This is a genomic window from Streptomyces sp. NBC_00568, assembly GCF_026341855.1.
In the GTDB taxonomy this organism is placed as follows: domain Bacteria; phylum Actinomycetota; class Actinomycetes; order Streptomycetales; family Streptomycetaceae; genus Streptomyces.
Window position 1 is genome coordinate 4,519,695 of the sequence record NZ_JAPENW010000001.1, and the last position, 25,638, is coordinate 4,545,332.

At 70.1% G+C, this 25,638-nt stretch carries 12 protein-coding genes; 9 read left to right on the top strand and 3 right to left on the bottom strand.

Annotated elements, in window-relative coordinates; genetic code table 11:
- Positions 1–136: 136 nt before the first annotated feature.
- Positions 137–616 (top strand): barstar family protein, encoded by a 480-nt coding sequence (locus OOK38_RS19670; protein WP_266758687.1) that lies wholly within the window; start codon positions 137–139, stop codon positions 614–616.
- Between the two features lie 129 nt (positions 617–745).
- Here OOK38_RS19670 and OOK38_RS34540 read toward each other — a convergent pair whose 3' ends face one another.
- A complete protein-coding gene (locus OOK38_RS34540) occupies positions 746–1,594 on the bottom strand; it encodes a hypothetical protein (RefSeq protein ID WP_323178813.1) in 849 nt (282 codons plus the stop codon).
- A gap of 260 nt (positions 1,595–1,854) precedes the next feature.
- Here OOK38_RS34540 and OOK38_RS19680 point away from each other — a divergent pair, with 260 nt between their 5' ends.
- The 4 genes from OOK38_RS19680 to OOK38_RS19695 all read left to right on the top strand — a co-directional run bounded on the left by OOK38_RS19680 (position 1,855) and on the right by OOK38_RS19695 (position 9,482).
- Positions 1,855–2,997: a glycosyltransferase gene (locus tag OOK38_RS19680; RefSeq protein ID WP_266758686.1), complete on the top strand. Its 1,143-nt coding sequence runs from the start codon at positions 1,855–1,857 to the stop codon at positions 2,995–2,997.
- Between the two features lie 242 nt (positions 2,998–3,239).
- Entirely contained in the window at positions 3,240–4,424 is a 1,185-nt protein-coding gene (locus OOK38_RS19685; RefSeq protein ID WP_266758685.1) for a hypothetical protein, read from the top strand.
- A 48-nt stretch (positions 4,425–4,472) separates the two neighbouring features.
- On the top strand, positions 4,473–5,261 hold the full coding sequence (locus OOK38_RS19690) for a TIGR03936 family radical SAM-associated protein (protein ID WP_266758684.1): 789 nt from the start codon (positions 4,473–4,475) through the stop codon (positions 5,259–5,261).
- A gap of 261 nt (positions 5,262–5,522) precedes the next feature.
- Complete coding sequence (locus OOK38_RS19695; protein WP_266758682.1) at positions 5,523–9,482, top strand: Rne/Rng family ribonuclease; 3,960 nt, start codon at positions 5,523–5,525, stop codon at positions 9,480–9,482.
- 135 nt (positions 9,483–9,617) lie between these two features.
- Here the strand turns inward: OOK38_RS19695 and OOK38_RS19700 are convergent, their stop codons facing one another.
- Complete coding sequence (locus OOK38_RS19700; protein ID WP_266758679.1) at positions 9,618–15,491, bottom strand: RHS repeat-associated core domain-containing protein; 5,874 nt, start codon at positions 15,489–15,491, stop codon at positions 9,618–9,620.
- A gap of 521 nt (positions 15,492–16,012) precedes the next feature.
- On the opposite strand from OOK38_RS19700, the gene OOK38_RS19705 reads away from it, so the two are divergent.
- The 4 genes from OOK38_RS19705 (at position 16,013) to obgE (ending at position 22,978) form a co-directional block, all read left to right on the top strand.
- On the top strand, positions 16,013–20,431 hold the full coding sequence (locus OOK38_RS19705; protein ID WP_266758677.1) for an FG-GAP-like repeat-containing protein: 4,419 nt from the start codon (positions 16,013–16,015) through the stop codon (positions 20,429–20,431).
- Between the two features lie 329 nt (positions 20,432–20,760).
- Positions 20,761–21,081: a 50S ribosomal protein L21 gene (gene rplU, locus OOK38_RS19710; protein WP_164320786.1), complete on the top strand. Its 321-nt coding sequence runs from the start codon at positions 20,761–20,763 to the stop codon at positions 21,079–21,081.
- A gap of 16 nt (positions 21,082–21,097) precedes the next feature.
- Positions 21,098–21,352: a 50S ribosomal protein L27 gene (gene rpmA, locus OOK38_RS19715; RefSeq protein WP_037618784.1), complete on the top strand. Its 255-nt coding sequence runs from the start codon at positions 21,098–21,100 to the stop codon at positions 21,350–21,352.
- Positions 21,353–21,541: 189 nt separating this feature from the next.
- Positions 21,542–22,978, top strand: a complete 1,437-nt coding sequence (gene obgE, locus OOK38_RS19720) for a GTPase ObgE (RefSeq protein WP_266758675.1) — start codon at positions 21,542–21,544, stop codon at positions 22,976–22,978.
- Between the two features lie 364 nt (positions 22,979–23,342).
- On the opposite strand, the gene OOK38_RS19725 is transcribed toward obgE, so the two are convergent.
- Positions 23,343–25,451, bottom strand: coding sequence for a hypothetical protein (locus tag OOK38_RS19725; RefSeq protein WP_266758673.1), 2,109 nt, complete (start codon positions 25,449–25,451; stop codon positions 23,343–23,345).
- Positions 25,452–25,638 lie beyond the last annotated feature (187 nt).

The following is a 25,638-nucleotide window of genomic DNA, read 5'->3' on the forward strand; positions in this document are numbered from 1 at the left end:
GTACGGAGAGGGCGGCGCCGTCGCGCCGGACGACCGGACCGCCAGGATCTGTCCGGGCCCGGACGCTGTCGCGGTTCCTTCCTGACGGACCGACAGGAGTCCCGTCACCACGGTGTGGTGTACTCATCCGGCGATCATGACGAGACTGCTTGCGGGGGACTTGATGAGCACCGAGGACGACATGCTTGACACGTGGGTGGACGTCGAGGAGCGGCTGCCCTGGCTGCCTCTCGATCCCTATCTCGTGGGCGAGGACCGGCGCGGCCTGCTGGTGGAGGAACTGAAGCAGTCCGGCTTCTCCGTACTGGAGATCGACCTGGGGACGGTGCGCGAGGAGCGGCAGCTCAAGGCCGCGCTGGGCCGGGCGCTGGTCAAGCCGGAGGAGTACGCGGACAACTGGGACGCGCTGCGCGATCTCCTCCAGCAGCGCGGCGAGAGCAGTCCGTGGCTCATCGCCGTCGTGTTCACCGAGGCCCACGCGTTCCTCCGCGCGGACGTCCATGGTTTCGTGCGGTCGGTGTCGGTGCTGAACAGCCTGGCCGAAGAGTTGTCGAGCCTCGACGAACCGTACGGCCAGCTGGAACTGTTCTACGTGGGGGACTGGACCACGGCCTGACCGTGACGGACAGCGCGAAGGGGTGCCCGGGGGTCGTTTGCCGACCTGGCGGGCACCCCTTCCGCGTTGCGGCTGTCCGGCCGGTTCAGGTGCGGGACGTACGGGGAACCGGCGGCGGAGAGACGGCGGTCAGGCGCCGTCGTTGAGGGCGTCGAAGTTGGCGGTGTCGAGCGCCGGCTGCCGGGCGACCAGGAGCCAGGGCTTGGGATGGCCCGTGCGGTCGGCGCAGGTCAGGGTCGCCGGGTGGGTGGTGGTCAGCGCGACGCAGCTGGTCTCCCAGATCTGACCCGTGGTGGTCACGATGTCGAACTTGATGCGGTTCAAGGTGGTCGTCCGGGCGTGCGCGTTGACGGAGACGCCGCAGGGCAGACCTGCCGCGCCGCCGGACGGATAGTCCGGGTGGGTGCTGAGGTTGGTCCACAGGAAGTGCTGTGTCTCGCCGGTCCGCTGGTCACGGATGCCCGCGAAGGTCCTTCCGCCGCTCAGGGCGATACGGACCTCGAAGTCCGGCGATTCCTGCGCGGCGTCGATGCCGGAGCACGGGCCCGTAGCGCCCGTCGCGCCGGTCTGACCTTGAGGGCCGGTGGCTCCCAGGAGGCCCGGCGCCCCCGTGGCACCCGGCTCTCCCTGGGGCCCGGTGGGCCCGGTCGCACCGGGCCGCCCCACCGGGCCCACCGCTCCCGTCGCCCCGGTGACGCCCTTCGGGCCGCGTGGGCCGGTCGGGCCCTTGCACCAGTTCCTTCCGTCGGCCCGCTCGTCCGGGAGGGCCCGGTGCTCGTGGTGCGGGCGGGGCTTGCACTTGTCACCGCCGTTCGGGGCCGGCGTCGCGCGGTCGGCCACGCTGCCGGCCGTCGCCGTCGCGGGGCCGACCACTCCCGACGCCATCACCAGCGCCAGTGAGGCCACTACGCCGGCTCTCTTGAACCGGTCGCGGCCCGGCGGGCCCAGCAGAGGGGTGGTCCTGGACTCAGGATTCATGCGCGGGTGCTCCTTGGATCGATCGGTGGGGAATTCCTCGACGCCGATCGCGAGCTTGACCCGGCGATGCCGGGCAGATCGTCCAACCCCCTCGAAACTCGCCCTATTTATCATCAAATCAGCCCAATTGGGACGACTTGATGAGGTAATTCACCGCCGGTGATTCGCAGTTGTGTCCGCTGCGCCCAATCGGGCGCTGTTCGGCTCCGTGTCCCGCGCGGAGCGGCCCCCGGCGCCCTGTGTGTGTCACATTGGCCGCCGTGAAACCGCAGACCATCTGCCTCTGCATGATCGTCAAGAACGAGTCGCGGGTCATCGAACGGTGCCTCGGTTCCGTCCGCCAACTGATCGACACCTGGGTGATCTCCGACACCGGCTCGACGGACGGCACCCAGGACCTGATCCGCACGGCACTCGCCGGGATCCCGGGCGAACTCCACGAGGAACCCTGGGTCGACTTCGGCCACAACCGCACCCGGAACATCCGGCACGCCCGCGGCAAGGCCGACTTCCTCCTCACCGTCGACGCCGACCATGTCCTGCGCCAGGACGCCCCGCTGCCCCGGCTGACGGCGACCTCGTACATGCTGCGCTACGACACTCCAGGCACCCAGCACCGCTTCAAGCACCTGATGCGGGGCGACCGGACCTGGCGCTACGAGGGCGTCACGCACGAGTACCCGTGCACCGACGAGCCCGACGTCCAGGAGAACCTCGACGCGCTCGTGATCGAGGACCACGCCGACGGCGGCTGCCGCAGCGACAAGTTCGAACGGGACGCCCGCCTGCTGAGAGGCGAGCTGGAGCGCGACCCCGCCAACACCCGCACGGTCTTCTACCTCGCCAACACCGAACGCGACCTCGGGCACGCCGAGGAGGCGATCGCCCTGTACGAGCGGCGCGCAGCGATGGGCGGCTGGGGGGAGGAGGTCTACTGCTCGTTGCTGGAGGCCGGTCTCCTCAAGGCCGAGGAGACAGGGGACTGGCCGGGGGCGATGGACGCGTTCTCCCGTGCCTGGGAGGCGCGTCCGGAGCGGCTCGAAGCCTGCTACGAGCTGGCCTCCCGGCTGCGGGTCCAGGGCCGTCACCACACCGCGCACGCCCTGCTCGGTGCCGCCCTGGACCGGCCCGAACCCGACGACCTGCTCTTCACCCGGAGCTGGGTGTACCGCTGGGGTCTGCTCTTCGAGTACTCGATCACCGCGTACTGGGTGGGTGACCACGCCGGCTCGATCCGGGCCTGCGACCGGCTGCTGGCCCTGCCCGACCTGCCCGAGGCCATCCGGCGCCAGACCGGGATCAACCGCGAGTTCTCGGTCCAGCGCCTCGTCACCGTCCCGCCGCCGGCCTCCACGGCGCGCCGGCCGGAGGCCTCCCGGGCGGGCAGGGCCGCGAAGAGGTAGCCCGGCACAGGGCACGGCAGGGGCAGGGTACGACTGGGGCACGGCACGGCACGGCAGGGCTGGGCTGGGGCGGGGTGGGCCGGAGCGCCTGTACACGCCTCGCCCTCGCCCGCCCGTCGCACCGGCCCGATGCCGCAACCGCCATCACCTCACGGACGTACCAAGCCGACATCTCGGCATGGACGTATCAATCGGTGCCGATGCGCCGCATCCATCGAGGTGGCCCGTGCGTCTACGCAGATATGGATCTGGAGAAGCCGCCTGCCGTGCGACCCGGCGAGCAGGCCGAGGGGTGTCTTGCCGTCGCGATCCGCATTCCGGTGCGGATCGTCGTGCTCGTCCTTGTCGTGCCGGTGCGGATGGTGTGGGACGCGCTCGTCGTCGGCGGGAAGTTCCTCCGGGACACCCTGCTGCGGCCGCTGGGGCGGGCGCTCGGGTGGCTGGCCCGGGCGCTGTTCGTCTGGCCCTGGGTGGCACTGTGGCGGTACGTCGTCCTGCCGGTCGGCCGAGCGCTGGCCTGGCTGGGGCGGGTGCTGTTCGTCGTGCCCGCGGTGTGGCTCTACCGCGCGGTCCTGACCCCGCTCGGCCACGCGATCGCCTGGGCGGCCCGGGGGATCGGCGCCGGGTTCGCCCTGCTGTTCTCGGGCGTCGCGGCCGTGGTCGTCTGGATCGTCGGCGGTCTCCTGACCGTGCTCGACTGGGTCTACGTGAGGCTGCTCACACCCGTCGGGCGATCCGTCACCTGGCTGCTCAAGGGCATCGGGCTGGTTCTCGCGGCCATCGGTGTCGGGGTGTACACCGTCGTGGCCTGGCTGGCGCGGTACCTGCTCGTCGTCCCGGCGCTGTGGCTGTACACCTGGGTCCTCACGCCCATCGGCAGGGTGATCGCCCTGCTGGCCGAGGGGTTCGTGTGGGTCGTACGGATGATCTTCGTGGGCATCGGTGCCGCGCTCTACTGGACGGCGCGCGTCCTGCTCGTACTGCCCGCGCTCGCGGTGTGGCGCTGGGTGCTCGTGCCGGTCGGGCGGGCCCTCGCCGTCGTCGCCAGAGAGGTCGGGGAGGCACTCGGGCACGCCTGGCGGATCGCCGGGCACATCTCGCTCGCCGTCGGACGGTTCTTCGCACGCCTGTTCCGGTGGACGTTCGTGGAACCCGCGCGCTGGGCCTACCGGACCGTGCTGACGCCGGTCGGGCACGCCGTACGCGACCTGGTGCTGAGGCCCGCGGCCGAGGCGGCGCGCAGCGTCGGGCGGGCGACCCGGCAGGCCCTGGCCGCCGCCCGGGACAGCGCCCGGCAGGCCCGGGCCGATTTCCGGCGGATGGTCTTCGGGACTCCCCGGGAACCGCAGCCGGTCGCCCGGCGGGAACCACCGGCCGCCGACACACGTACTCTAGGTAGCAGTACGACCGCACTCACGAAGGACTGAACGACACTGGGCAAGCGACAGCCCGAAGGCCCGCCGCCCGCACCCGCGGTGCAGCGCATCCGACTGCGCTACACCAAGCGCGGCCGCCTCCGGTTCACCAGCCACCGTGACTTCCAGCGCGCCTTCGAGCGTGCCCTGCGCCGTGCCGCCGTACCGATGGCGTACTCCGCGGGGTTCACACCGCATCCGAAGGTGTCGTACGCCAATGCCGCACCCACCGGCACCGGCAGCGAGGCGGAGTACCTGGAGATCGCGCTCACCGCGCAGCGCGACCCCGAGAAGCTGCGCGAGCTCCTCGACGAGTCGATGCCCCTCGGGCTCGACATCATCGAGGCGGTCGAGGCCAGCGTCTCGGGTCTCGCCGACCGGCTCACCGCTTCCGTGTGGGAGCTGCGTCTCGACGGCGTGGACCCGGCCGAGGCGGAGCGCGCGGTGGAGGCCTTCAACGCGGCCGAGACCGTCGAGGTCAGCCGCAAGACCAAGAACGGCATGCGGACGTTCGACGCCCGCGGTGCCGTGGCGAGCCTCGAGACGACCACCGAGACGCACAGTCCACAGGCTGATAGGCCTACCGACCAGGCCTGTGCGATACTGCGGCTGGTTGTTCGGCACGTGACGCCTGCCGTTCGACCCGACGACGTCCTGTCCGGTCTTCGCGCCGTGGCCGACCTGGCGCCGCCGGTCGCCGCTGCGGTGACCAGGCTGGCGCAGGGGCTGTTCGATGAAGAGACCGGCACGGTGACCGACCCGCTCGCGCCCGACCGCGAGGCAGTCGCAGCCGCCCCAGCCGATCGCACAGGGGCCGCCGAAACTGCCGCCGCGAAGGCGTCGGCGTAAGGAAGGTCCCGCGTAAGGACGGATGTCGTAACGCCGCCCTCGTATCCGGGAGCCACCTGGGTCGGGCAGCGCACCGACCAGAAGACTTTCGCCAGGCCGTACGCACACATGGCGTACGGAACCGGCGAGACAGGACACAGAGAGCTCCCGTGCGGCGCCCGCGCCCCGGACGGCGGCACCGCGCATCGCGCGAGCCGCGGACGTCACCGGTACTGCCGGACCAGGCGCGGCGCCCGGGAGCCTGACGGGAGATCCACCCGCATGCTCGAGCCGACCGAACCCACCGAGGGTTCCGAGACCAACACCACTCCCAGCGACACCCTGCCGCCGCGGCGCCGCCGCCGTGCGGCGTCGCGCCCCGCCGGTCCGCCGACCGCCGCCTCCGAGGCCGCGGCCGAGACCACCGCGCCGGCCATACCGGCCGTGGCATCCGCCGACCTCATGGCGGAGGAAGCCTCCGCGCAGGCCCCGGCCTCCGTGAACGCCGAGGCCGAAGAGCCGGACGAGGCCGAAGAGGCTGTCGAGACGGCCGCGGCCGAGGTCACCACCGACACCGACGACGCCGCACCGCGCCGTACGCGTCGCCGTGCCACCCGTCGTGTCTCCGCCCCCGCCGGTACGCCCACGGCTGCCGGGACCGCCGAGGTCGCCGAGACGGTCGTGCCCGCAGCCGCGGTCGCCGAGCCCGAGGGCAGGCCCGCCGAGGAGGCCCCGGCCGCCGTCGAGGAGACCGCGCCCGCCGGCCGTACCCGCCGTCGCGCCACCCGCCGGGTCACCGCGCCCACCGGTACGCCCGGCACCGCCGAGGCCGCCGAGGTCGTCACGACCCCCGCCGAGCCGGTGTCCGCCCCCGCCACCGCGGAGGCCGAAGCCGAGGCCGAGGCGCCCGCCGCCGAGCCCGCCGCCGAAGAGGCCGCCCCCCGCCGCAGCACCCGTCGTCGTGCCACCCGGCGCGCCTCCGCGCCCGTCGGCGCGCCCGAGGGCGACGCCGCCGACGAGCGTGTGGAGGCGCCCGTGACCAGCGAGAACCAGCCCGAGGAGGCCGCGCAGCCGGAGGCCGAGGAAGGCGCCCCGCGCCGTGGCCGCCGCCGCGCCACCCGCAAGGCCGCCGTCGGTTTCTCGGCGCCCGCGCCGAAGTCCGAGGAGTCCTCGCGGCGCCCCGGACGTCCGGCCGTCGCCGTTTTCCAGGCGCCGGTGTTCACCGAGCCGATGTTCCAGACGCCCGAGCGGGCCGCCGCCGCTGCCGCGGCCGAGGCCGCCGAGGAAGCCGCCGAGGTGGCTGAGGCCCCCGAGCCGGTCGAGGTCGTCGAGGAGCCGACCGGTGGCCGTCGCCGCCGCCGTCGCCGGGGCGTCGAGGACGAGCCGGTGACCGTGGCCGCCGAGGAGCCGCAGGAGCCCGAGGAGTCCGCCGAGGAAGCCGAAGAGGCCGAGGAGGCCGAAGAGGCCGAGGACGCCGTCGAGGGTGACGAGGGCGAGGAGGAGTCCGCGGGCTCGCGTCGCCGTCGCCGTCGTGGTGGCCGTCGTCGCCGCCGCGGCGAGTCCGCCGAGTCGGACAGCGAGGCCGGCGAGGACGAGTACGCCGCCGAGCAGGTTGCTCAGGACGCCGAGGACACCGCCGAGCAGGTCGAGGAGGACGCCGAGGAGGCCGACGAGCGCGAGGAGTCGGGCGGCTCCAGCAGCTCCCGTCGCCGTCGTCGCCGTCGTCGTCGTGCCGGTGACTCCGGTGGCGACGCCGAGCCCAGCGAGAACGACCCCGAGCGCACCGTCGTCAAGGTCCGCGAGCCGCGTGCCAAGAAGGAAGAGCAGCCCTCGGACGAGGTGCAGTCCATCAAGGGCTCGACCCGTCTGGAGGCCAAGAAGCAGCGCCGTCGCGAGGGCCGCGAGCAGGGCCGTCGCCGCGTGCCGATCATCACGGAGGCCGAGTTCCTGGCCCGCCGCGAGGCCGTCGAGCGCGTGATGGTCGTCCGCCAGAGCGGCGAGCGCACCCAGATCGGCGTCCTCGAGGACAACGTGCTCGTCGAGCACTACGTCAACAAGGAGCAGGCCACCTCGTACGTCGGCAACGTCTACCTGGGCAAGGTCCAGAACGTGCTGCCGTCGATGGAGGCCGCCTTCATCGACATCGGCAAGGGCCGCAACGCGGTCCTCTACGCCGGTGAGGTCAACTTCGAGGCGCTCGGCATGGCCCACGGGCCGCGCCGTATCGAGTCCGCCCTCAAGTCCGGCCAGTCGGTCCTCGTGCAGGTCACCAAGGACCCGATCGGTCACAAGGGCGCGCGCCTGACCAGCCAGGTCTCCCTTCCGGGCCGCTACCTCGTGTACGTCCCCGAGGGCTCGATGACCGGCATCAGCCGCAAGCTGCCCGACACCGAGCGCGCGCGTCTGAAGACCATCCTCAAGAAGATCGTCCCCGAGGACGCGGGCGTCATCGTGCGCACCGCCGCCGAGGGCGCGAGCGAGGACGAGCTGCGCCGCGACGTCGAGCGTCTGCAGGCGCAGTGGGAGGACATCGAGAAGAAGGCGAAGAGCGGTAACGCTCCGACCCTGCTCTACGGCGAGCCGGACATGACCGTCCGTGTCGTCCGCGACATCTTCAACGAGGACTTCTCCAAGGTCATCGTCAGCGGCGACGAGGCGTGGGAGACCATCCACGGCTACGTCTCGCACGTGGCGCCCGACCTGACCGACCGGCTGTCGAAGTGGACCTCCGAGGTCGATGTCTTCGCGACGTACCGGATCGACGAGCAGCTGATGAAGGCGCTGGACCGCAAGGTCTGGCTGCCCAGCGGCGGTTCCCTGGTGATCGACAAGACCGAGGCCATGATCGTGGTCGACGTCAACACCGGAAAGTTCACCGGCCAGGGCGGCAACCTCGAGGAGACCGTCACCAGGAACAACCTGGAGGCGGCCGAGGAGATCGTGCGCCAGCTGCGGCTGCGCGACCTGGGCGGCATCGTCGTCATCGACTTCATCGACATGGTCCTGGAGTCCAACCGGGACCTGGTGCTGCGGCGCCTGCTCGAATGCCTGGGACGCGACCGTACGAAGCACCAGGTCGCCGAGGTGACCTCGCTGGGCCTCGTGCAGATGACCCGCAAGCGGGTGGGCCAGGGCCTGCTGGAGTCCTTCTCCGAGACCTGCGTCCACTGCAACGGCCGCGGTGTCATCGTGCACATGGAGCAGCCGACCTCCATCGGCGGCGGCGGCAAGCGCAAGAAGCGCGGCCGTGGCGGTGCCGAGCAGGTCCACGAGCACGACCACGAGTTCACGCACGAGACGGCCGAGGAGCCGGAGGCGGTCGAGAGCGAGGCCGAGGTGGCCGCCGAGGTCGCCGCGCCCGTCGCGCTCGTCGACACCGAGTTCCAGCCCGACGAGGAGTTCTACGGCAGCGCCGCCGAGGCGGAGGCCGCGGCCACCCGTGGCCGTTCGCGGCGCCGGGCCACCCGGCGCGCGTCCGCTCCGGCGGGTGCGCCGAAGGCGGAGGAGCGCGCTCCCCGGAGCAGGCGCGAGGAGCGGGCCGAGCGGGCCGCGGCCAGGTCCCGTGAGGCCGCCGAGGCCGAGCCGGTCGCGGTCGAGGACCCGGTGGTCGAGGCTCCGGTCGTCGAGCAGCCGGTGGTCGAGGCTCCGGCCGAGGCGGCTCCGGCCGCCGTGGCCGAGGACGAGGCCGCTCCCCGGGGCCGTACGCGTCGTCGTGCGACCCGGAAGGTGTCGGCGCCCGCCGGTTCGCCCAAGGCGGCGGAGGAGGCCGTGGTGACGGTCACGGAGCCCGCTCCGGCGCCCGTCGCCGAGGCCGCCGCGCAGACCGCCCCCGAGGCCGAGCCGACGCCCGAGCCGGTGGCCGAGAGCGCCGCGCCGGCCCGTCCGCGCCGTCGTGCCGTGCGCAAGGCCACCGCGCCCACCGCGTCCGCGGAGGCGGCCGTCACGGTCGTCCCGTCGGCCGCAGCGGAGCCGGTCGCCGAGCCTGCCGAGCCGGAGGCCGCCGAGGCCGACGCCGAGGCTCCGGCCGCCAAGAAGGCGGCCGCGCGCAAGACGGCCAAGAAGGCGACCGCGAAGAAGGCCGCCGTCAAGAAGACGGTGGCGGCCAAGAAGACGGTCGCCAAGAAGACCACGGCCAAGAAGGCCACGGCCACGAAGGCGACGGCGAAGAAGGCCGCCGTCAAGAAGACGACGGTGGCCGCCGAGCAGTCGTCGCCGTCCGTCTCGGCGACGACGGAGGACTGACCGGTCCTTCGCCCCTCGGGGCACGACGAACACAGAAGCGCGGGACACCGGTTCGCACCGGTGTCCCGCGCTTCTTTTCACCGTCCTGGGGCGATCAGGAGGGCGGGCCCTCGAGAACGCCCCGCCGCGGGCCGGTCAGCTCGGGAGCTTCGTGCCGAGCGTGACCGTGTTGTCCGGGATCTGCGAGTAGATGACGGGCTTCCAGGCGGTGACGTTGAAGGTCCCCCACGTTTTGGTCGAAGTACGGCCATCGGTGTGGTGGTAGGTCGTCTGGTACATCGTCAGCACACCGCCGGGTGAGAGGCCGTTGCGCTGGCCCTTCTTCACCTGCCATGTGTTCTGGATGGTCTGGGTGTCCGATCTCATCTTCGAGTCGATGTCGGTCCAGGCCCAGGACCCGTTGAGCCCGACCGAGACGCTGACCTTGCCTTCGGCGACCAGGGGAATCTTGCCCTTGATCTCCGAGCTCACGGTGACACTGGCACCGTACGTCTGGGAATACTGCTCCGTGGTGGTTATCTGCTCGCTGGCGGAGTAGGTGTAGCCGATCGTCTCGTCCATGTCCGCGAGGTGGTAGTTCGCGCTGATGTTCAGATCGGTGTAGTCGCTCACGTCGAGCGTCACATGATCCATCCAGATCACGTCGTTCCCTCCGCTCGGGACACTCACGCCCTTCGGCAGCTTCGGCAGCAGCGGGCGGCAGCCGTCGCAGTAGTGGGACCCCGACGAACCGCCCGACGAACCGGAGGAGTTGCCGCCCCCGCCACTGCTCGGCGGTGTCACCGTTCCCGTCTTCTTGTCGTAGCCGACCGACTTCTGGACGTCCGAGGAGCAATACTTCAGGTCGTACAGGCACGAGTTCGGCGGGGAGCCGATCTCGGTGCCGGCCGGGTCCGTGAGGCTGACCGGGTTGTTGTTGCTGTAGACGTACGCGTTGTGCTGGCGCGGGTCGTCCGTCACGAACAGCGGGTCCACCGAGACGAAGCGGCCCAGCCGGGCGTCGTACTCGCGGGCCCCGAGGTGGACCAGGCCGGTCGCCGTGTCGTTCGTGCCGCCGACGAAGCCCTTGTCGCCGGCCCACGCGGAGGGCAAGGTCGTGCGCTCGGCGCCGAAGATCGTGCTCTTGCGCCGGGTGACGGCCTGGGACGCGTCGGCGGTGATCTGGGTGGTGTCGGTGTTGTGGTGGTCGGAGAGGATGAAGGTGAGCTTGCTCCCGGTCCGCATCGCGATGATCTTCGACCCGGCCGAGTAGTAGCGGGTACCCGTGAGCACACCCGCCTTGCTCAGGTGGAGTTCGTTGCCTCCGGAGAGGTAGAGCGTGGTGCCCTTGGCGTCGCGGCGGATCAACTGCTGTCCCTCGGTGTCGTAGAGGTAGCTGCTGATCTCCGTGGTTCCTTGGAGCACCCGGGCCAGATGGCCCTCGTCGTCCCACTTCAGGGTCTGCGCCACCGCGCTGCCGGTCTTGCGGGTCTCGGTGTTGCCGGCCGCGTCGTAGGTGAAGACCTCCTCATGGGCGTCGGTGCCGGTCTGGCTCACCTTGGGCAGGCTGTGCTTGCCGGCGTCCGGCTCCTGGTAGGCGCGCAGGGTGTCGGCGCTCGGACCCGAGGCCGTCTTGTGCCCGGTCTCCGTCTTCCGGTTGCCGAGGGCGTCGTAGGTGTACGACGTCCAGTAGGCGTCCGTGCCGCCGACGACCGACGCCGAGGGGGCCGAGGCGCACTCCTCGCCGGTGTTGGTCCAGGCTTCGGTGACCCGGCCCAGGGCGTCCGGGGTGAAGCACTGGGTGTCCGTGGTGCGGGCCGCGTCCTGGCCGTACGCGGCGGCGACGGAGGTGACGTTGCCGGACAGGTCGTAGCCGTACTCGGTGTCCTCGACCCGCTGCGGGGCGACGTCACGGTCGGTGTACGTACGGCTCAGCGCGCCGGTGTGCTCGTCGAACTCGTTGCTGACCCACACGTGCCGGCCGAAGGCGCCGAGCTCCTGGCGGACGGCGCGTCCGTAGTGGTCGTAGGTCATGGCGGAGACGAGCGGGTCCGATCCGGCGCCGACCGTGTTCAGAAGGCCGGCGACCGGGCTGTAGGTGTTGGTGACCTTCTCTGAGGGCAGGCCGCCCACCGCCGGCTGCTGGGTCCACATCACCTGGCCGGTGTTGAGGTTGTAGGACGTCGTCCACTTGTAGACGTTCGACAGCGCGCCCTCGCCGTCCGGGACGGTGAGCTGGGTGCCGACCGGCTTGTAGAGGCTGTTGTACGACGTGACCGCCGACTCGTAGGCCTTTCCGTCCACCCAGCGGGTCGACTTGTTCAACTGCCCCTTGGCGACCTTGTCGTACTCCCACGAGGTGAGCGTCTTGGTGCCGTTCTTCAGTGCCAGCTTGCGGCCCAGTTCGTCGTAGTCGGTGTGCAGCGTGATGCCACGGCCGACGCTGGTCACGTCGGTGGCGCGGTTCCCCTTGTCGTAGACGGTCTTGGTGGTGCCCTTGTCCGGGTCGTCTAGCTGGATCTGGCGGCCGCGGACGTCGTAGCCGTACGTCCACTTCGCGCCGGACGGGTCGGTGATCCGGTCCATCCGGCCGAGGCCGTCGTAGTGGTACAGCGTGGACTGCGTCGAGGTACGGGCCGCGTCGGTGTACTGCTTGCGCTCGACGGTGCGGCCGAGGGCGTCGACGACCACGGTGGTGGCGGTGCCGCCCTTCGGCGGGACCGTGGTCGTGGTGTCGCCGGTGTAGGTGGTGGCCGTGCGCCTCGTCTCGTCGCCGTAGCGCTTCGAGATCACCGCGGTGACCCGGCCCGCGCCGTCGTACTCGGTGTCGGTGGACGCCGGGTAGTTCAGCTCCTGCCCGGTCACCAGGACGGCCTCGGGGGCGCCGGTGGCGTAGTAGGTGCCCGAGGTCCGCCACGCCTGACCCCGGGTGTCGTAGAACGTCTCCGTCACGAGCCGGCCGGCGCGGTCGGGGGATTCCGCCTGGGTCTGGCGGTCGCGCAGCATGCCGTCGAGGAAGGCGTGACTGACGCTGTACTTGGAGTCCTGGGTCAGAGTCCTGGTGGTGACGACGATCGGACCGTCGTTGCGGACGAGGTAATCGAAGGCCTGGTTCGGCGAGTCCGGGTACGTTGTCGCCGAACGGGTCGGCAGCCACACCTTCGTCGTCCGGCCCAGCGCGTCGTACTGCGTTGTGGTGATCTTGTCGTTGGCGTCCTTCACCTGGGTGGGCAGTCCGCGCCGCGGGTCCATGGTGGTGGTGGCGGTGTGGTCGAGGGAGTTGGTGACCAGCACGCTGGTCGGCGCCTCGCCCGTGGCCGGGGTGTAGACGGTCCTGGTGACCTGGCCGTAGGCGTCCGCGGCCGACAGCCCCCGTCCGTAGAGGTCGAAGTCCGCGGCCGGGGTGCTGGAGACGGACTCGTAGCCGTCGCCCTTGCCGTTGATCCGGTCGGTCTTGGTGACATCGCCCTTCGTCGGGGCGGCGCCGAGGGCTCCGCCGTCGTAGTAGGTGCGGACGTCGTCGACGACGTCCGCGGGGCGCTGCATCGTGGCTCCGCAGGCCTTCGCGACCGTCTCGACGCGGCTGACCTTGTCCAGGATCCAGCTGCCGGTGTTGCGCGCGTAGGACGTGGTGGTGCACTTCTCGTCGCCGGACTTGGCCGCGTCACCCGTCTCGGAGACCGTATCGGCCATGCCGTACGAGTCGAAGTGCCGTGTCAGCTCGGTGCTGCGGACACCTCCGGTCACCGTGGTGCGGGTGATCTCCTTCTCCGTGCCCGTCCGGTAGGCCTCCAGGTCGGGCAGGCCGGTGCGGGCGCGGGAGGCGACCAGCGTCGAGCGCCAGGGTGTGTACGAGGTGGCGGAGACGGGCTTGTCCGTGTCGTCACCGTTGTACGTGATCTTCTCGCGGGGCATGCCGGCGAACTGCTCGCGGTCCTCGACGGACGCGCCGGTGGAGTCCTTGACGTCCTTGCCGTCGAAGCCGCGGAAGAAGCGGCTCTCGGTGAGCGTCCTCGGGTCGGAGGCGGCACCGGTGCGGGTCTGGACCCGCCCGTAGCCGCGGGCGACGGAGTAGGTGCGGTCGTCGGCCTTGGTGAACTCGTCCGTGCTCTTGGCCCAGCCGGCGCCGCCCAGGTAGGAGTAGGTGCTCACCTTGTCCGGGGACTCGGCCAGGTTGTCGCCCTCGACCACCTGGGTCGCGACGTAGGAGTTGAACCAGTCCAGCTTCGCGTCGTAGCCCTCGTACGCCCACTTCACCGGATAGCAACGGGTGGTGTTGCCGCCGTCGGCCGACGGCAGCGTCGAGACGGTGCAGTCCGGCTGGGAGTACGTGACGCCGATGGTGCCGCCGGTCTCCGTGGTGACCTGGTACAGGCGCAGCCGGACGAACGGGGCCAGGCCGTCACCGGTCTTGTCCACCCGGTTGGGGCGCTGCTCACCCGCGAAGGTGACGGGCGGGAGCTGTGCCGTGCCGCCCGCCTTCCCGGTGCGCTGGATCGACTTCAGCCACATCGGGGTGGAGACTCCGTCGCCCGAGGCCGGGAAGTCCTGCGCCAGCGTCCAGGTGTCGACCTCCTTGTACGCGCCGCCCGTGAGCACCTTCGTGGTGATGCCGGTCAGGCGCTTGCGCGTCCAGAAGGTGGGGGAGTAGTTGTCCTTGCACTCGGCGCCGTCCTTGCAGTGCAGGTCGAACGGGACGTCGGGCCAGTTCTTGGCGTTGTCCTCGTCGAAGGTCCCGCAGGTGCTCAGGCAGCGCTCGGCGACGTCGAACGACACCTGGCCCATGGCCTTGCCCGAGTAGACCGCGTTCGACCGCAGACCGTAGTCGATGTGGTCCAGGTAGCCGCCCCGGATGTACGGGGTGGCGGTCGAGTCGCCTGTGGTGTCGGACACGTTGCGTCCGTAGTTGTTGCTCTCGGTCTTCCAGTAGTACGACATCGCGTTGCCGTGCGGGTCGACGACGTGGTCGAGCTGCCAGCGCCAGGCCTGCTGGCACCAGCCGCTCGCGAACGATGCGTCGTAGCAGGGCTCGCCCGACTGGTTGCCGAAGACGGGCATGGTCCACGTCGAGTTCGTCACCGGGTCGTCGGCCGCGGTGCCGTTGTCGCTCCACCCGGGAAGCCGGTTGAGCCCGAAGAAGTACTGGGTGCCGTCGGAGGTCGTGACCTTCCAGTGCTCGCCCTTGCCGTCGACGCCGGTGGTGCCCTGGTCACCGTTGGTGGCGCCGGTCAGCTTCTCGATGCGGGCGCCCGAGTCGTCCGTGGCGTACCAGCCCTTGTCCTTCTGGTACAGCAGCTCGGTCGACCTGCCGCCCAGCGAGAGGACGGCGTTGTCGTTGTACCAGCACATGTCGCCGACTCGGCCAGTGTTCGTCGCGTCGGTCTTGTCGTCGTTGCAGGACTTGTAGCGGCGCTGGATGAATCCCGGTTCCCAGGACCAGCCGTCACCGATCCAGGACGGCTGGGTGTTCGAGGCGGCTGTCAGCCCGTCCACCGACTGGGAGGAATAGTCGAGCGAGATCTTCGGCTGGATGCCGCCCGGCACCTTCGGCACGTCGACCGGGTAGGACCAGGCGAAGCCGCCCGTCGACTCGCCGGCGCTCCAGGAGCCGGACGACTTCAGCGAGGTGGCCTTGTAGTCGCCGCTCGAACTCTCGTTGCCCGCGGTCGCGGCCAGCACGGTCGCACGCGTCACACCCACCGAGGCGGCTAGTGTCCTGGACATGACATTGTTCTGAGTCGCAAGTGGCTTCTGCTTGCGGCACGGCGCCTTCTGCGGCGTCGTCAACGCGCACGCGGGGAGCTGAACCAGCCGCAGCCGTGAGGCCCAGTCGCCTCCGTACGCCTTCCGGAACGACGAGTAGTCCACCTGGATCCGGGCTCTGCCCGCCTTCGCCGTGCCGTCGGTGCGGCCGACCGACAGCAGGACACCCTCGACGCCTGCCCTGCGCGTCGTGTCGCGGCCGGCGATCTGCACCTTCACCCGCGCCGGATCGCCGGACGTCCGGCCGACGGCCGGCGCGACGTACACGGGCAGCTTCCCCGCCTGTCTGGGACTGGGCGCGACCACTGTTTCGCGCGCCGTCGAAGCCGCCGTACTCCTGCTGGCGGACAGGTCGACATCCGCCGTTCCCGCGCCGGGCCAGACGACCTTCGGAGACCCTTTCCAGGCATTCCTCGCGGCCGCGTCGGGCTTCTTGGAGCCACCTGTCCGCGCTTTCTCCACCGGAACGGCCTTCGGTTGCTTCAATCCAGGAAGTGGAGTTCTTCCATCCGAATAAGCGGCCGCAACATCCGCAGGCAGAACTCCTGCCACTACTACGGCGGCCAGGACCGCCGTCAGTCTTCGTGCACCGGCAATTCTCACGCTCGCCCTCTCGGCCAGATGAAATGAACGCCGCACGCTAACAGCCAACTCGCGGTAACAGCAGGGAACTTGAGGTGAAATTGAGCTAAGGCAATTGAATGTTGAAACGGCGCAGGTGAGGGCTATGCAGTCGGAGGAAGTGGGCGCTAGAGTCCCGCCGACCGTCGAATGGCGAGAGGATTCTTGTGCCACAGAAAAGACCCCGCTACGGTAGACCGAGAAATAGCTGGCTGAGTCGGCCGTTTTCCGTCATCCTGATATGCGGTATTACTTCCACGGGCCTGATCGGCCTTCCCGCCGCGGCCACGGCCGCGGCACCGGCCGCCGCGACCGCGGATCCCGTCGCGGACGGCTCGAAGAGCGAAGAGGAGTACGCCCTCGAACAGGCCGCGGCCACCGGCCGGGCCTACGAGCTGGTGTCCGCGCGGACAGAGTCGACCGACACCTGGGCACAGCCCGACGGAACCTGGTCGGTCAAGCGCTACGGCACACCGGTCCGGCTGCTGCGCGACGGTGCCTGGGTGCCGACCGATCCAGGCCTGGCGTTCGCGGCGGACGGCGCCGTCGTCCCGAAGGCGTCCACGGTCGACGTGACCTTCTCCGGCGGCGGAACCGGCCCCCTCCTCACCGGTGTCAAGGACGGGCGGGCACTCTCGCTGACCTGGACCAAGGCGCTGCCCAAGCCGACGCTCGCGGAGAACGTCGCCACCTACAGCGAGGTGCTGCCCGGTGTGGACCTCCAGCTCAAGGCGGAGGTCGAGGGCTTCTCGCAGCTGCTCGTGGTCAAGACGGCGGCGGCCGCCGAGAACCCCGAACTGGCCTCGCTCAAATACAAGCTGGACACGGTCGGTCTGGACGTGTCCACCGACACGGACACCGGCAGCGTCAGTGCCGTGAACCCGGCGGGGCAGACGGTGTTCAGCAGCCCGTCCCCGCTGATGTGGGACTCGTCGTCGATCTCGTCGGGCACCGCCTCGACCGCTTCCAGCAGTTCCACCGTCCGCACGGCGGCGTTCACGGCCGCGGGGGCCGCGGAGGACGACGGGTCCGCGGACGACAGCTTCGACCCCCCGCCGGGTACCCAGGACGCCCAGATGCCCACCACGGTCTCCGGCGACACGCTGGAGATCAAGCCCGACCAGGACCTGCTGACCGGTGACGACACCACCTACCCGGTCTTCATCGACCCGTCCTGGGCCTGGGGCGAGAAGCAGAACTGGACCCGGGTCTACAAGCACTACCCGAGCACGTCGTTCTGGAACACCAAGGACCCCGTCCGTGTCGGCTACGAGGCGGAGACGGGCGGCTCGGACCGCGTCTCCCGGTCCTTCCTCCAGCTCGACACCAGCGACACCAGGTACGCCCAGATCAAGGGCTCTGTCCTGCGGGTCCGAAACACCTGGTCGTGGTCCTGCCAGAGCCGGCCGGTGGAGCTGTGGCTCACCTCCGGCATCACCAAGAAGACGACCTGGAACCACCAGCCCGCGAAGAAGACGAAGCTGGACACGGTCAACGACTCCAAGGGCTGGAGCAAGGACTGCGCCGCCGGGAACCTGGAGTTCGACACCACCGCCCAGATGAAGGAAGCGGCCGCCAAGGGCTGGTCGAACATCACCCTCGGCCTCTACGCCTCGGACGAGAGCGACACCTTCGGCTGGAAGAAGTTCGACCCGAAGACCGCGGTCCTGGAGACCAAGTACAACAACCCGCCGAAGACTCCGACGAGCCTCGGCACCAACCCGCGCACGGACTGCAAGGCCGGCGGACTGATCGGCAACACCCGCGTCAGCCTGTACGCGAAGTTCGACGACAAGGACGCAGGCAACCTCACCGCCGAGTTCCAGGTGTTCAAGTCGGGGGCCACCACCCCCTCCGCGACCATGTCGCTGCCCGCCAACAAGGGCAGGATCACCACGTGGGCGGTTCCCGACGCGAACCTGCCGACCGGTGACTGGACCTGGAAGACCCGGGCGAAGGACCAGGACGGCGCGTACTCCGCCTGGTCGGCGACGTGCAAGTTCACCCTCGACCGCACCCGACCGAGCAAGCCGCCGGTGATCAGCTCCCAGGACGGTGTGTTCCCGTCCGGCGAGAACGGCTGGCCCAGCAGCACCGGGAAGGCTCGCGACACCGGCAAGTTCGCCTTCGCGGCCAACGGCGTGACGGACGTGGACCACTACGTGTGGTGGACCGACTACGACCCGGAGCCCAGTGACGCCCTGCCGGGCATCCCGGCAACCGTGCGCCCGCCCGGCTACGGCCCGCACTTCGTCTACGCCTACAGCGTCGACAAGACCGGCAACCGCTCCGACACGGCGACCTATGTGTACTACGCCGGCCGTTCCCAGGACCGTGACGGCCCGACCGACCTCAACGGCGACGCCAACAGCGACATCTGGAGCACGGACTCCAACGGCACGCTTCTCACGTACGCAGGCCAGGGCAACGGTGACTTCGCCGCGGCCACGAATGGCGGCAAGTTCTTCGACGGAGCCGACGTCGACTCGCGCGGCGACTGGGGCCAGGACGGATACAACGACCTCGTCGCCCTGGAGTACGACAGCGTCGAGAAGAAGAAGCGGCTGTGGACCTACCCCAACAACGGCAGCGGGGTCATCGGCGACGACTACACCGAACTGACCGTCTCCTGCCCGGTGGTGAACGAGGACCTCGGCTGCATCGGCGACGACAAGTGGACCGGTGACGACCACTGGCACAACGCCGAGCAGATCGTCGCCGCCGGTGACCTCAACGGCGACACCGCCCCGGACCTCCTGGTCAAGCAGGGCAAGTTCCTCTGGGCCTACTACGGCAACCGGGCCGCCTACTCCCTGGACGTCCGCGAGCCGGTGCTCGTCGGTGCCGCCGACTGGGACAAGTTCACCGTGATCGCGCCCGGCGACCTCAACGGCGACAAGATCGCCGACCTGTGGCTGCGCGAGGACGCCACCGGCGACATCTACCGCTCCTACGGCAAGAAGGGCGCCAACGGCTACCTCGACCCCACCACCTGGGGCAACACCGCCGCCCGCGTGAAGATCGCTGTCGGCTACCAGGCGAGCGCCTATCCGTCCATCGGCTCGGTCGGCGACGTCACCGGCGACGGTCTGGCGGACCTGTGGGCCCGCAAGAACGACAACACGATGCTCGGCTGGCCCGGCAAGGTGCCCGGCTCCGACAACAAGTCCTTCGGCACGGTCTTCGTCATCGACGGGATCACCGGCGGCTCCCGCATCCCGGCGGGCACCACGCTGGCCGCCGGCCAGTCGCTGAGCTCGCGCTCGGCGAAGCTCACGATGCAGGACGACGGCAACCTCGTCATCGCCTCCAACGCCGGAAAGGCGCTCTGGTCCTCCAAGACCTCCGGCAACGCGGGCGCCAAGGCCGTGATGCGCGGCGACGGCAACCTGGTGGTCTACAAGGCCGACGGCACGACCGTCGCCTGGGAGTCGAAGACGAACGCCGCCGAGGGCTATGCCATGCTCCAGGACCGCGGCGACCTGGTGGTCTTCAACATCAAGAGCCAGTCGCTGTGGTCCAGCGGCAGTTCGCTCCGCCACGACTACAACGCCGACGGCCGCAGCGACATGGCCGACTGGTACGACTACGCCGACGGCCACGACTCGGTCCACAGCTTCGCCACCAACTCGGACGGCACCTTCGCCTCGCCGAAGACCGGGTGGACCGTGGGCGCGGACAACTACGCGGCCGACCACATGAAGCGGCTCACCGGCGACTTCAACGGCGACGGCATCGGCGACGTGGCCGCCGTCTACGGCTACGACTCGGGCGCGGTAGCGCTGTTCACCTGGACGGGCAAGGGCGACGGCACGTTCAACGCGCCGTTCAAGTCTTGGAACGTCCCCGCCGGCTCCTGGACCTTCGGCCGGATGACGCCCTACAGCGGCGACTTCAACGGCGACGGCCGGGACGATGTGGCCGTCTGGTACGACTACGCAGACAAGCACGACACCGTCTGGACCTTCACCAGCACGGTCAGGGGCGGATTCAACTCCCCGGTCAGCTACTGGACCTCGGCCAACAGCTGGGAGCAGTCACGGGCGAAGACCGTCACCGGCGACTTCAACGGCGACGGCCGCGACGACCTCGCCGCCTTCTACGGGTACGCGGACGGCAGCGAGAAGATCTGGACGTTCAGTTCCACCGCCGCCGGAAAGTTCGTCCCCGTCTCCTCGTGGTCCGCCACCACCTGGGGCGACTGGGCCCGGACCACCCTGCACGCCGGTGACTTCAACGGCGACGGGCGGGACGACGTGGCCGCCTGGTACGACTACGCCGACGGTCACGACGGCATCGTCGCCTTCCCGAGCACGGCCACCGGCACGTTCACCTCGACGTACACCGCGTGGAGCGTGGCCGCCGGCAGCATGTGGCGGGATCACATGAAGATCGTCACCGGTGACTTCAACGGCGACGGACGGGACGACTTCGGTGCCTTCTACGGGTACGACGACGGCAGTGTCCGTATGTTCACCATGACGGCCAAGACCGACGGCACGCTGAACGCGGCGGTGGGCAGCTGGTCGGCCCCCGCCGGAAACTGGACCAGGGACCGCGCCCACTTCCTGGAACAGCAGAACTGACCCCGACCGGTCGCCGCACGGCGACCCGGCCCGTCCCGGCGCCACCGGGACGGGCCGTTCGCGTCGGGTCCGGAATCCCCCGAGCGGCCGGTGGCGGCAGCGCGACGCCTTTCCGTCGGCTCCTGGCCGACAGCCCTCCCGGGGCCCGGTTTGACCCCTCAAGTCAGGCCCCGTAACCTTGACCGTCGGCGTGTCCCCTGACGCGCCGCACCCCCGTAAACCTCTTCCTCCTGGTGTTGCGAGCCTCGTGCTCCGCGCTCCGGGAGAGGCTGCTCGCGCAAGTCGGCGGCTGGACTGCGGGGTCCGTTCCGAGCGAAAGAGAGATCCGCGTGTACGCCATCGTGCGCAGCGGTGGTCGCCAGCACAAGGTTGCTGTCGGCGACATCGTTGAGGTTGACAAGATTCCCACCGCCAAGGTTGGCGACACGGTCGAGCTCTCGACCCTGCTCGTTGTCGACGGCGAAGCCGTGACGAGCGACCCCTGGGTCCTGGCCGGCATCAAGGTGCAGGCCGAGATCGTGGACCACCACAAGGGTGTCAAGATCGACATCCTTCGCTACAAGAACAAGACCGGCTACCGCCGTCGTCAGGGCCACCGCCAGCAGTACACGGCGATCAAGGTCACTGAGATCCCCGCGGCTGCGAAGTAAGGGTAGGGACTGAGACATGGCACACAAGAAGGGCGCATCGTCCACTCGGAACGGTCGCGACTCCAATGCTCAGCGGCTCGGTGTGAAGCGCTTCGGCGGTCAGACCGTCAACGCCGGTGAGATCCTGGTCCGCCAGCGTGGCACCCACTTCCACCCCGGCGTCAGTGTCGGCCGTGGCAAGGACGACACGCTGTTCGCGCTGGCCGCCGGCGCGGTCGAGTTCGGCACGCACCGTGGCCGCAAGGTCGTGAACATCGTTCCGGTCGCCTGATCCAGTCCCGTCGAGGCTGATCCGGTCCCTGTGGACCTGATCGATTGCCTCGGGGCCCAGGCTCCGTAGAACAGAGTTCTTCGCGAGGCGGACCTCACTTCCCCCACGGGAAGCGGGTCCGCCTTTCGCGTGTTACGTAAGAGACATTCCGTACGTACAGAAGTAACCGAAGTGCTGGAGGCACCCCACATGACCACCTTCGTGGACCGCGTCGAGCTGCACGTCGCCGCGGGTAGCGGAGGTCACGGCTGTGCCTCCGTACACCGGGAGAAGTTCAAGCCGCTCGGCGGCCCGGACGGCGGCAACGGTGGCCGTGGCGGTGACGTGATCCTGGTCGTGGACCAGTCCGTCACCACGCTGCTCGACTATCACCACTCACCGCACCGCAAGGCGACCAGCGGCAAGCCCGGCGAGGGCGGCAACCGTTCCGGCAAGGACGGCCAGGACCTGATCCTGCCGGTGCCGGACGGCACGGTCGTGCTCGACAAGGCGGGCAACGTCCTCGCGGACCTCGTCGGACACGGCACCTCGTACGTCGCCGGTGAGGGCGGCCGCGGCGGCCTCGGCAACGCGGCCCTGTCCTCGGCCCGCCGCAAGGCGCCCGGTTTCGCGCTGCTCGGTGTGCCCGGTGGCTTCCAGGACATCGTCCTGGAGCTGAAGACCGTCGCCGACGTCGCCCTGGTGGGCTACCCGAGCGCCGGCAAGTCCTCGCTCATCTCGGTCCTGTCCGCCGCCAAGCCGAAGATCGCGGACTACCCGTTCACGACCCTCGTCCCGAACCTGGGCGTGGTGACCGCGGGCGAGAACGTCTACACCATCGCGGACGTGCCCGGCCTCATCCCCGGCGCGAGCCAGGGCAAGGGCCTCGGCCTGGAGTTCCTGCGCCACGTGGAGCGGTGCAGCGTGCTCGTCCACGTCCTGGACACGGCGACCCTCGAATCCGAGCGCGACCCGATCTCCGACCTCGACATCATCGAGGAGGAGCTGAAGCAGTACGGCGGCCTGGGCAACCGTCCGCGCATGGTCGTCCTCAACAAGATCGACGTGCCGGACGGCAAGGACCTGGCGGAGATGGTCCGTCCCGACCTGGAGCGCCGCGGCTACCGCGTCTTCGAGGTGTCCGCCGTCGCCCACATGGGCCTGAAGGAGCTGTCCTTCGCGCTCGCCGAGGTGGTCGCCGAGGCACGTGCCGCGAAGCCCAAGGAGGAGGCGACCCGCATCGTCATCCGTCCGAAGGCGGTCGACGACGCCGGTTTCACCGTGGTGCAGGAGGAGGACGGCCTCTTCCGCGTGCGCGGCGAGAAGCCCGAGCGCTGGGTGCGCCAGACCGACTTCAGCAACGACGAGGCCGTCGGCTACCTCGCCGACCGGCTCGCGCGCCTCGGTGTCGAGGAGAAGCTGATGAAGGTGGGTGCCCACTCCGGCGACGGCGTCGCCATCGGCCCCGAGGAGAACGCGGTCGTCTTCGACTGGGAGCCCACCTCCATGGCCGGTGCGGAGATGCTGGGCCGCCGTGGTGAGGACCACCGCTTCGAGGCTCCGCGCCCCGCCACCCAGCGCCGCCGGGACAAGCAGGCCGAGCGGGACGAGTCGCAGAAGGAGTACGACGACTTCGAGCCGTTCTAGGCAACACGAGCGTCAGCAGTGCGGGCCCGACCTCTCCGGAGGCCGGGCCCGCACTGCTGTGTGGCGTCCGATCCGGAGGAAGGGTCTGCACCCGCTGTGCGGCTGGTCGATCTCTTCGGAGGCAGGGCCTGCACTTTGTTGTACGGCGGGCCGGCCGATCCGTCCGGAGGCAGGCCCGCACTTCCTGTGCGGGTCGGTGGATCTCCCCGGAGCCGGGGTCCGTACTCGCTGTGCGGCCGGGCGGCGCGGGGACGGATTCGCGCCCGGTGTCGACGGCTGCGGAGGTGTGGAAAACCCCAGGGGCCGGATCGCGTGGATCCGGCCCCTGGGGTTCTGTCCGGCCGCCGGCGAGGCGGCCGAAGCACTACGCGTTGACCGAGTCCTCGGCCCCGCTGTCCTCCGAGTCGGAGTCCGGTCCCAGGCCCTGGTCGGACTCGTGGGCCGTCTCCTCGGCCGCCCCGCGCTGTGAGGGGATCTCCGCGGCGAGGCGGGAGTTCATGCGCACCCGGCGCTCGTCCGCCTTCGTGCACAGGTCCGCGATCGCCGCGTCGAAGCGGGCCAGGGACGGCGGGTCCGAGGGGCCCAGCAGGTGTTCCTTGAGCTCCGCGCGGGCCGCCGTGAACGTGTCGCGCTCCGGGTGGCGGACGGCCTCCAGGAGGGCCGGGACACCGTCCGCGGCGGGCGTGAGGATCGCGCCCGCGGACACCGTGGGGAACCCGGCGCGGAAGGCCGCCTCCGGCAGACCCGAGGTGTTCGCGACCGCGTAGGGCTTCTCGCTGGACAGCCAGTCCGAGACGACCGACGAGACGTCGCTGATCAGCAGGTCGGCCCGGTTGAAGCAGGCGAAGATCGCCGGACGCGCGGCCGTGATGATCTGGTGCTCCCACTCCGGGAAGGACGCCCAGAACGCGGACTCCCATGCCGTCGTCGCCAGGGCGATCTCCGCCTCGCGGTCACCGCGCGGCGCGCCCTGCAGCAGCATCCGCTCCATCTCGTCCGCGCTGTTGCGGAAGGAGGTGGAGGTCAGCGTGTCCAGCTCGGCCGTACGGCGGGCCAGTTCGGCCGCGGCCTCCGGGCCGGGACGGGCGCCGGAACGCCGGGTGTTGGCCTCGCGGATCATCGCCATGATGCGCTCGTTGGCCCGGCCCGCGCGCGGGTCTACGGAGCCGGTCATCGGGTGCGGCTTGTACAGCAGGCGCACACCTTCGTCGGCGAGCAGGTGGCGCACTATGTTCTCGCCGGCCAGGACCACGGACGTGTTGCCCGGGTTGCCGTCCCAGCCCTCCCAGGTGGGGGCGTACAGGACGGTCGTGTACGTGCCCGTCGGCGGGCCGGAGAAGAGGCGTATCGGCGTCAGCTGCGGCCGGCCGACCTCGACGATGTTCTTGTCCTCGACGCCGACCTCGGCGAGCGCGTACCGCTCACGGGCGGCGGGACCGGCGACCCACACCTCGTCGTACGCCTTCGCGTACGGGTTGCAGGAGGAGAGCTTGTCGCTCTCGCCGTGGTTGATGAAGGCGTGCTTGATCGTGGGGATGCGCAGCACCTGCGAGGTCTTCGCGGCGTTGGCCGGGTGCAGCATCATCTTCAGCGTCGAGTTCTCCAGCGAGAACATCGTGGAGACCTTCGGGAAGCAGATGATCGGGACGTCGGTCGCGTCGATCTTCTGCACCATGAAGCGCTCACGCAGCACGATCAGCGGCTTGGCGTCGATCTGCGAGAGCGTGGAGAGCCACATGTTCGCCTGGTACGCGGACGTGCTGCCGCCCGAGAAGTACATGGCCACCGTCGGCTGGTAGTCCGCCAGCCACTGGTCGACCCACTCCATGACCTTCGCCTCGCTCTTGGCGCGCTTCTTGGGAAGCAGCCAGGTGCCGAGGTAGACGGTGCCGCCGAGGGCCAGCACGAGCGCGATGCCCTCGCCCACGGCGCCCCAGACAGCGTTCGTGGTGGCGGCGGTGACCAGCAGACCGGCCGTCGTGGGGAGGGAGAAGGCCAGCAGCCGGTGGCCCTGGCGACGGGCCAGGATGCGCGGCGGCGCGGCGGTCAGACGCAGCGCGGACGCGTCGATGTTCCGGGTGACGATCGGCAGCGAGCGGGTGCGGCGCACCAGGACCGAGACGGCGTGGCAGGAGAAGTGCAGCGCGTAGAAGGCGCAGATCCCGACCAGCAGGGGTGCCTGCTCGTGCGTCGGGTTGATGCCGTCGATCCGCAGCAGCCCCACCAGGACCAGCATGTCGCGCAGCAGCTGGCGGACGGTGACGTCGAAGCGCACCTTTCCGAGGACCGACACCAGACCGGGGTCGCGATACTGCAGGTACAGGTCCAGAAGGAGTCCCGCCGCGCTGGCGGCGACGAACACCTGGACGTTCGGCAGCAGCGCGGAAGCGATCTGGGCCGTGAAGAAGGCGAGCATCGCGAACAGCGCGGAGAGCTGCACGATGCGGCGGGGGGCGAGGCCTGCGGAAGGCACGGGCTGGGCTCCTGCGAGGGGGATGCAGCGGATGGGAAATCGGGTGCGGCCGGTTGTCACCAACGGAGGCCGAAGACTCACCGTATGACCTGAAGACCCGGCTAACAATCTTCCGTGGGGACAATCACTGCATAGCGCACATATTGCCTGCGGACTCCGTGCGCGGGCCGTGTGCGGGCGCTCCCGG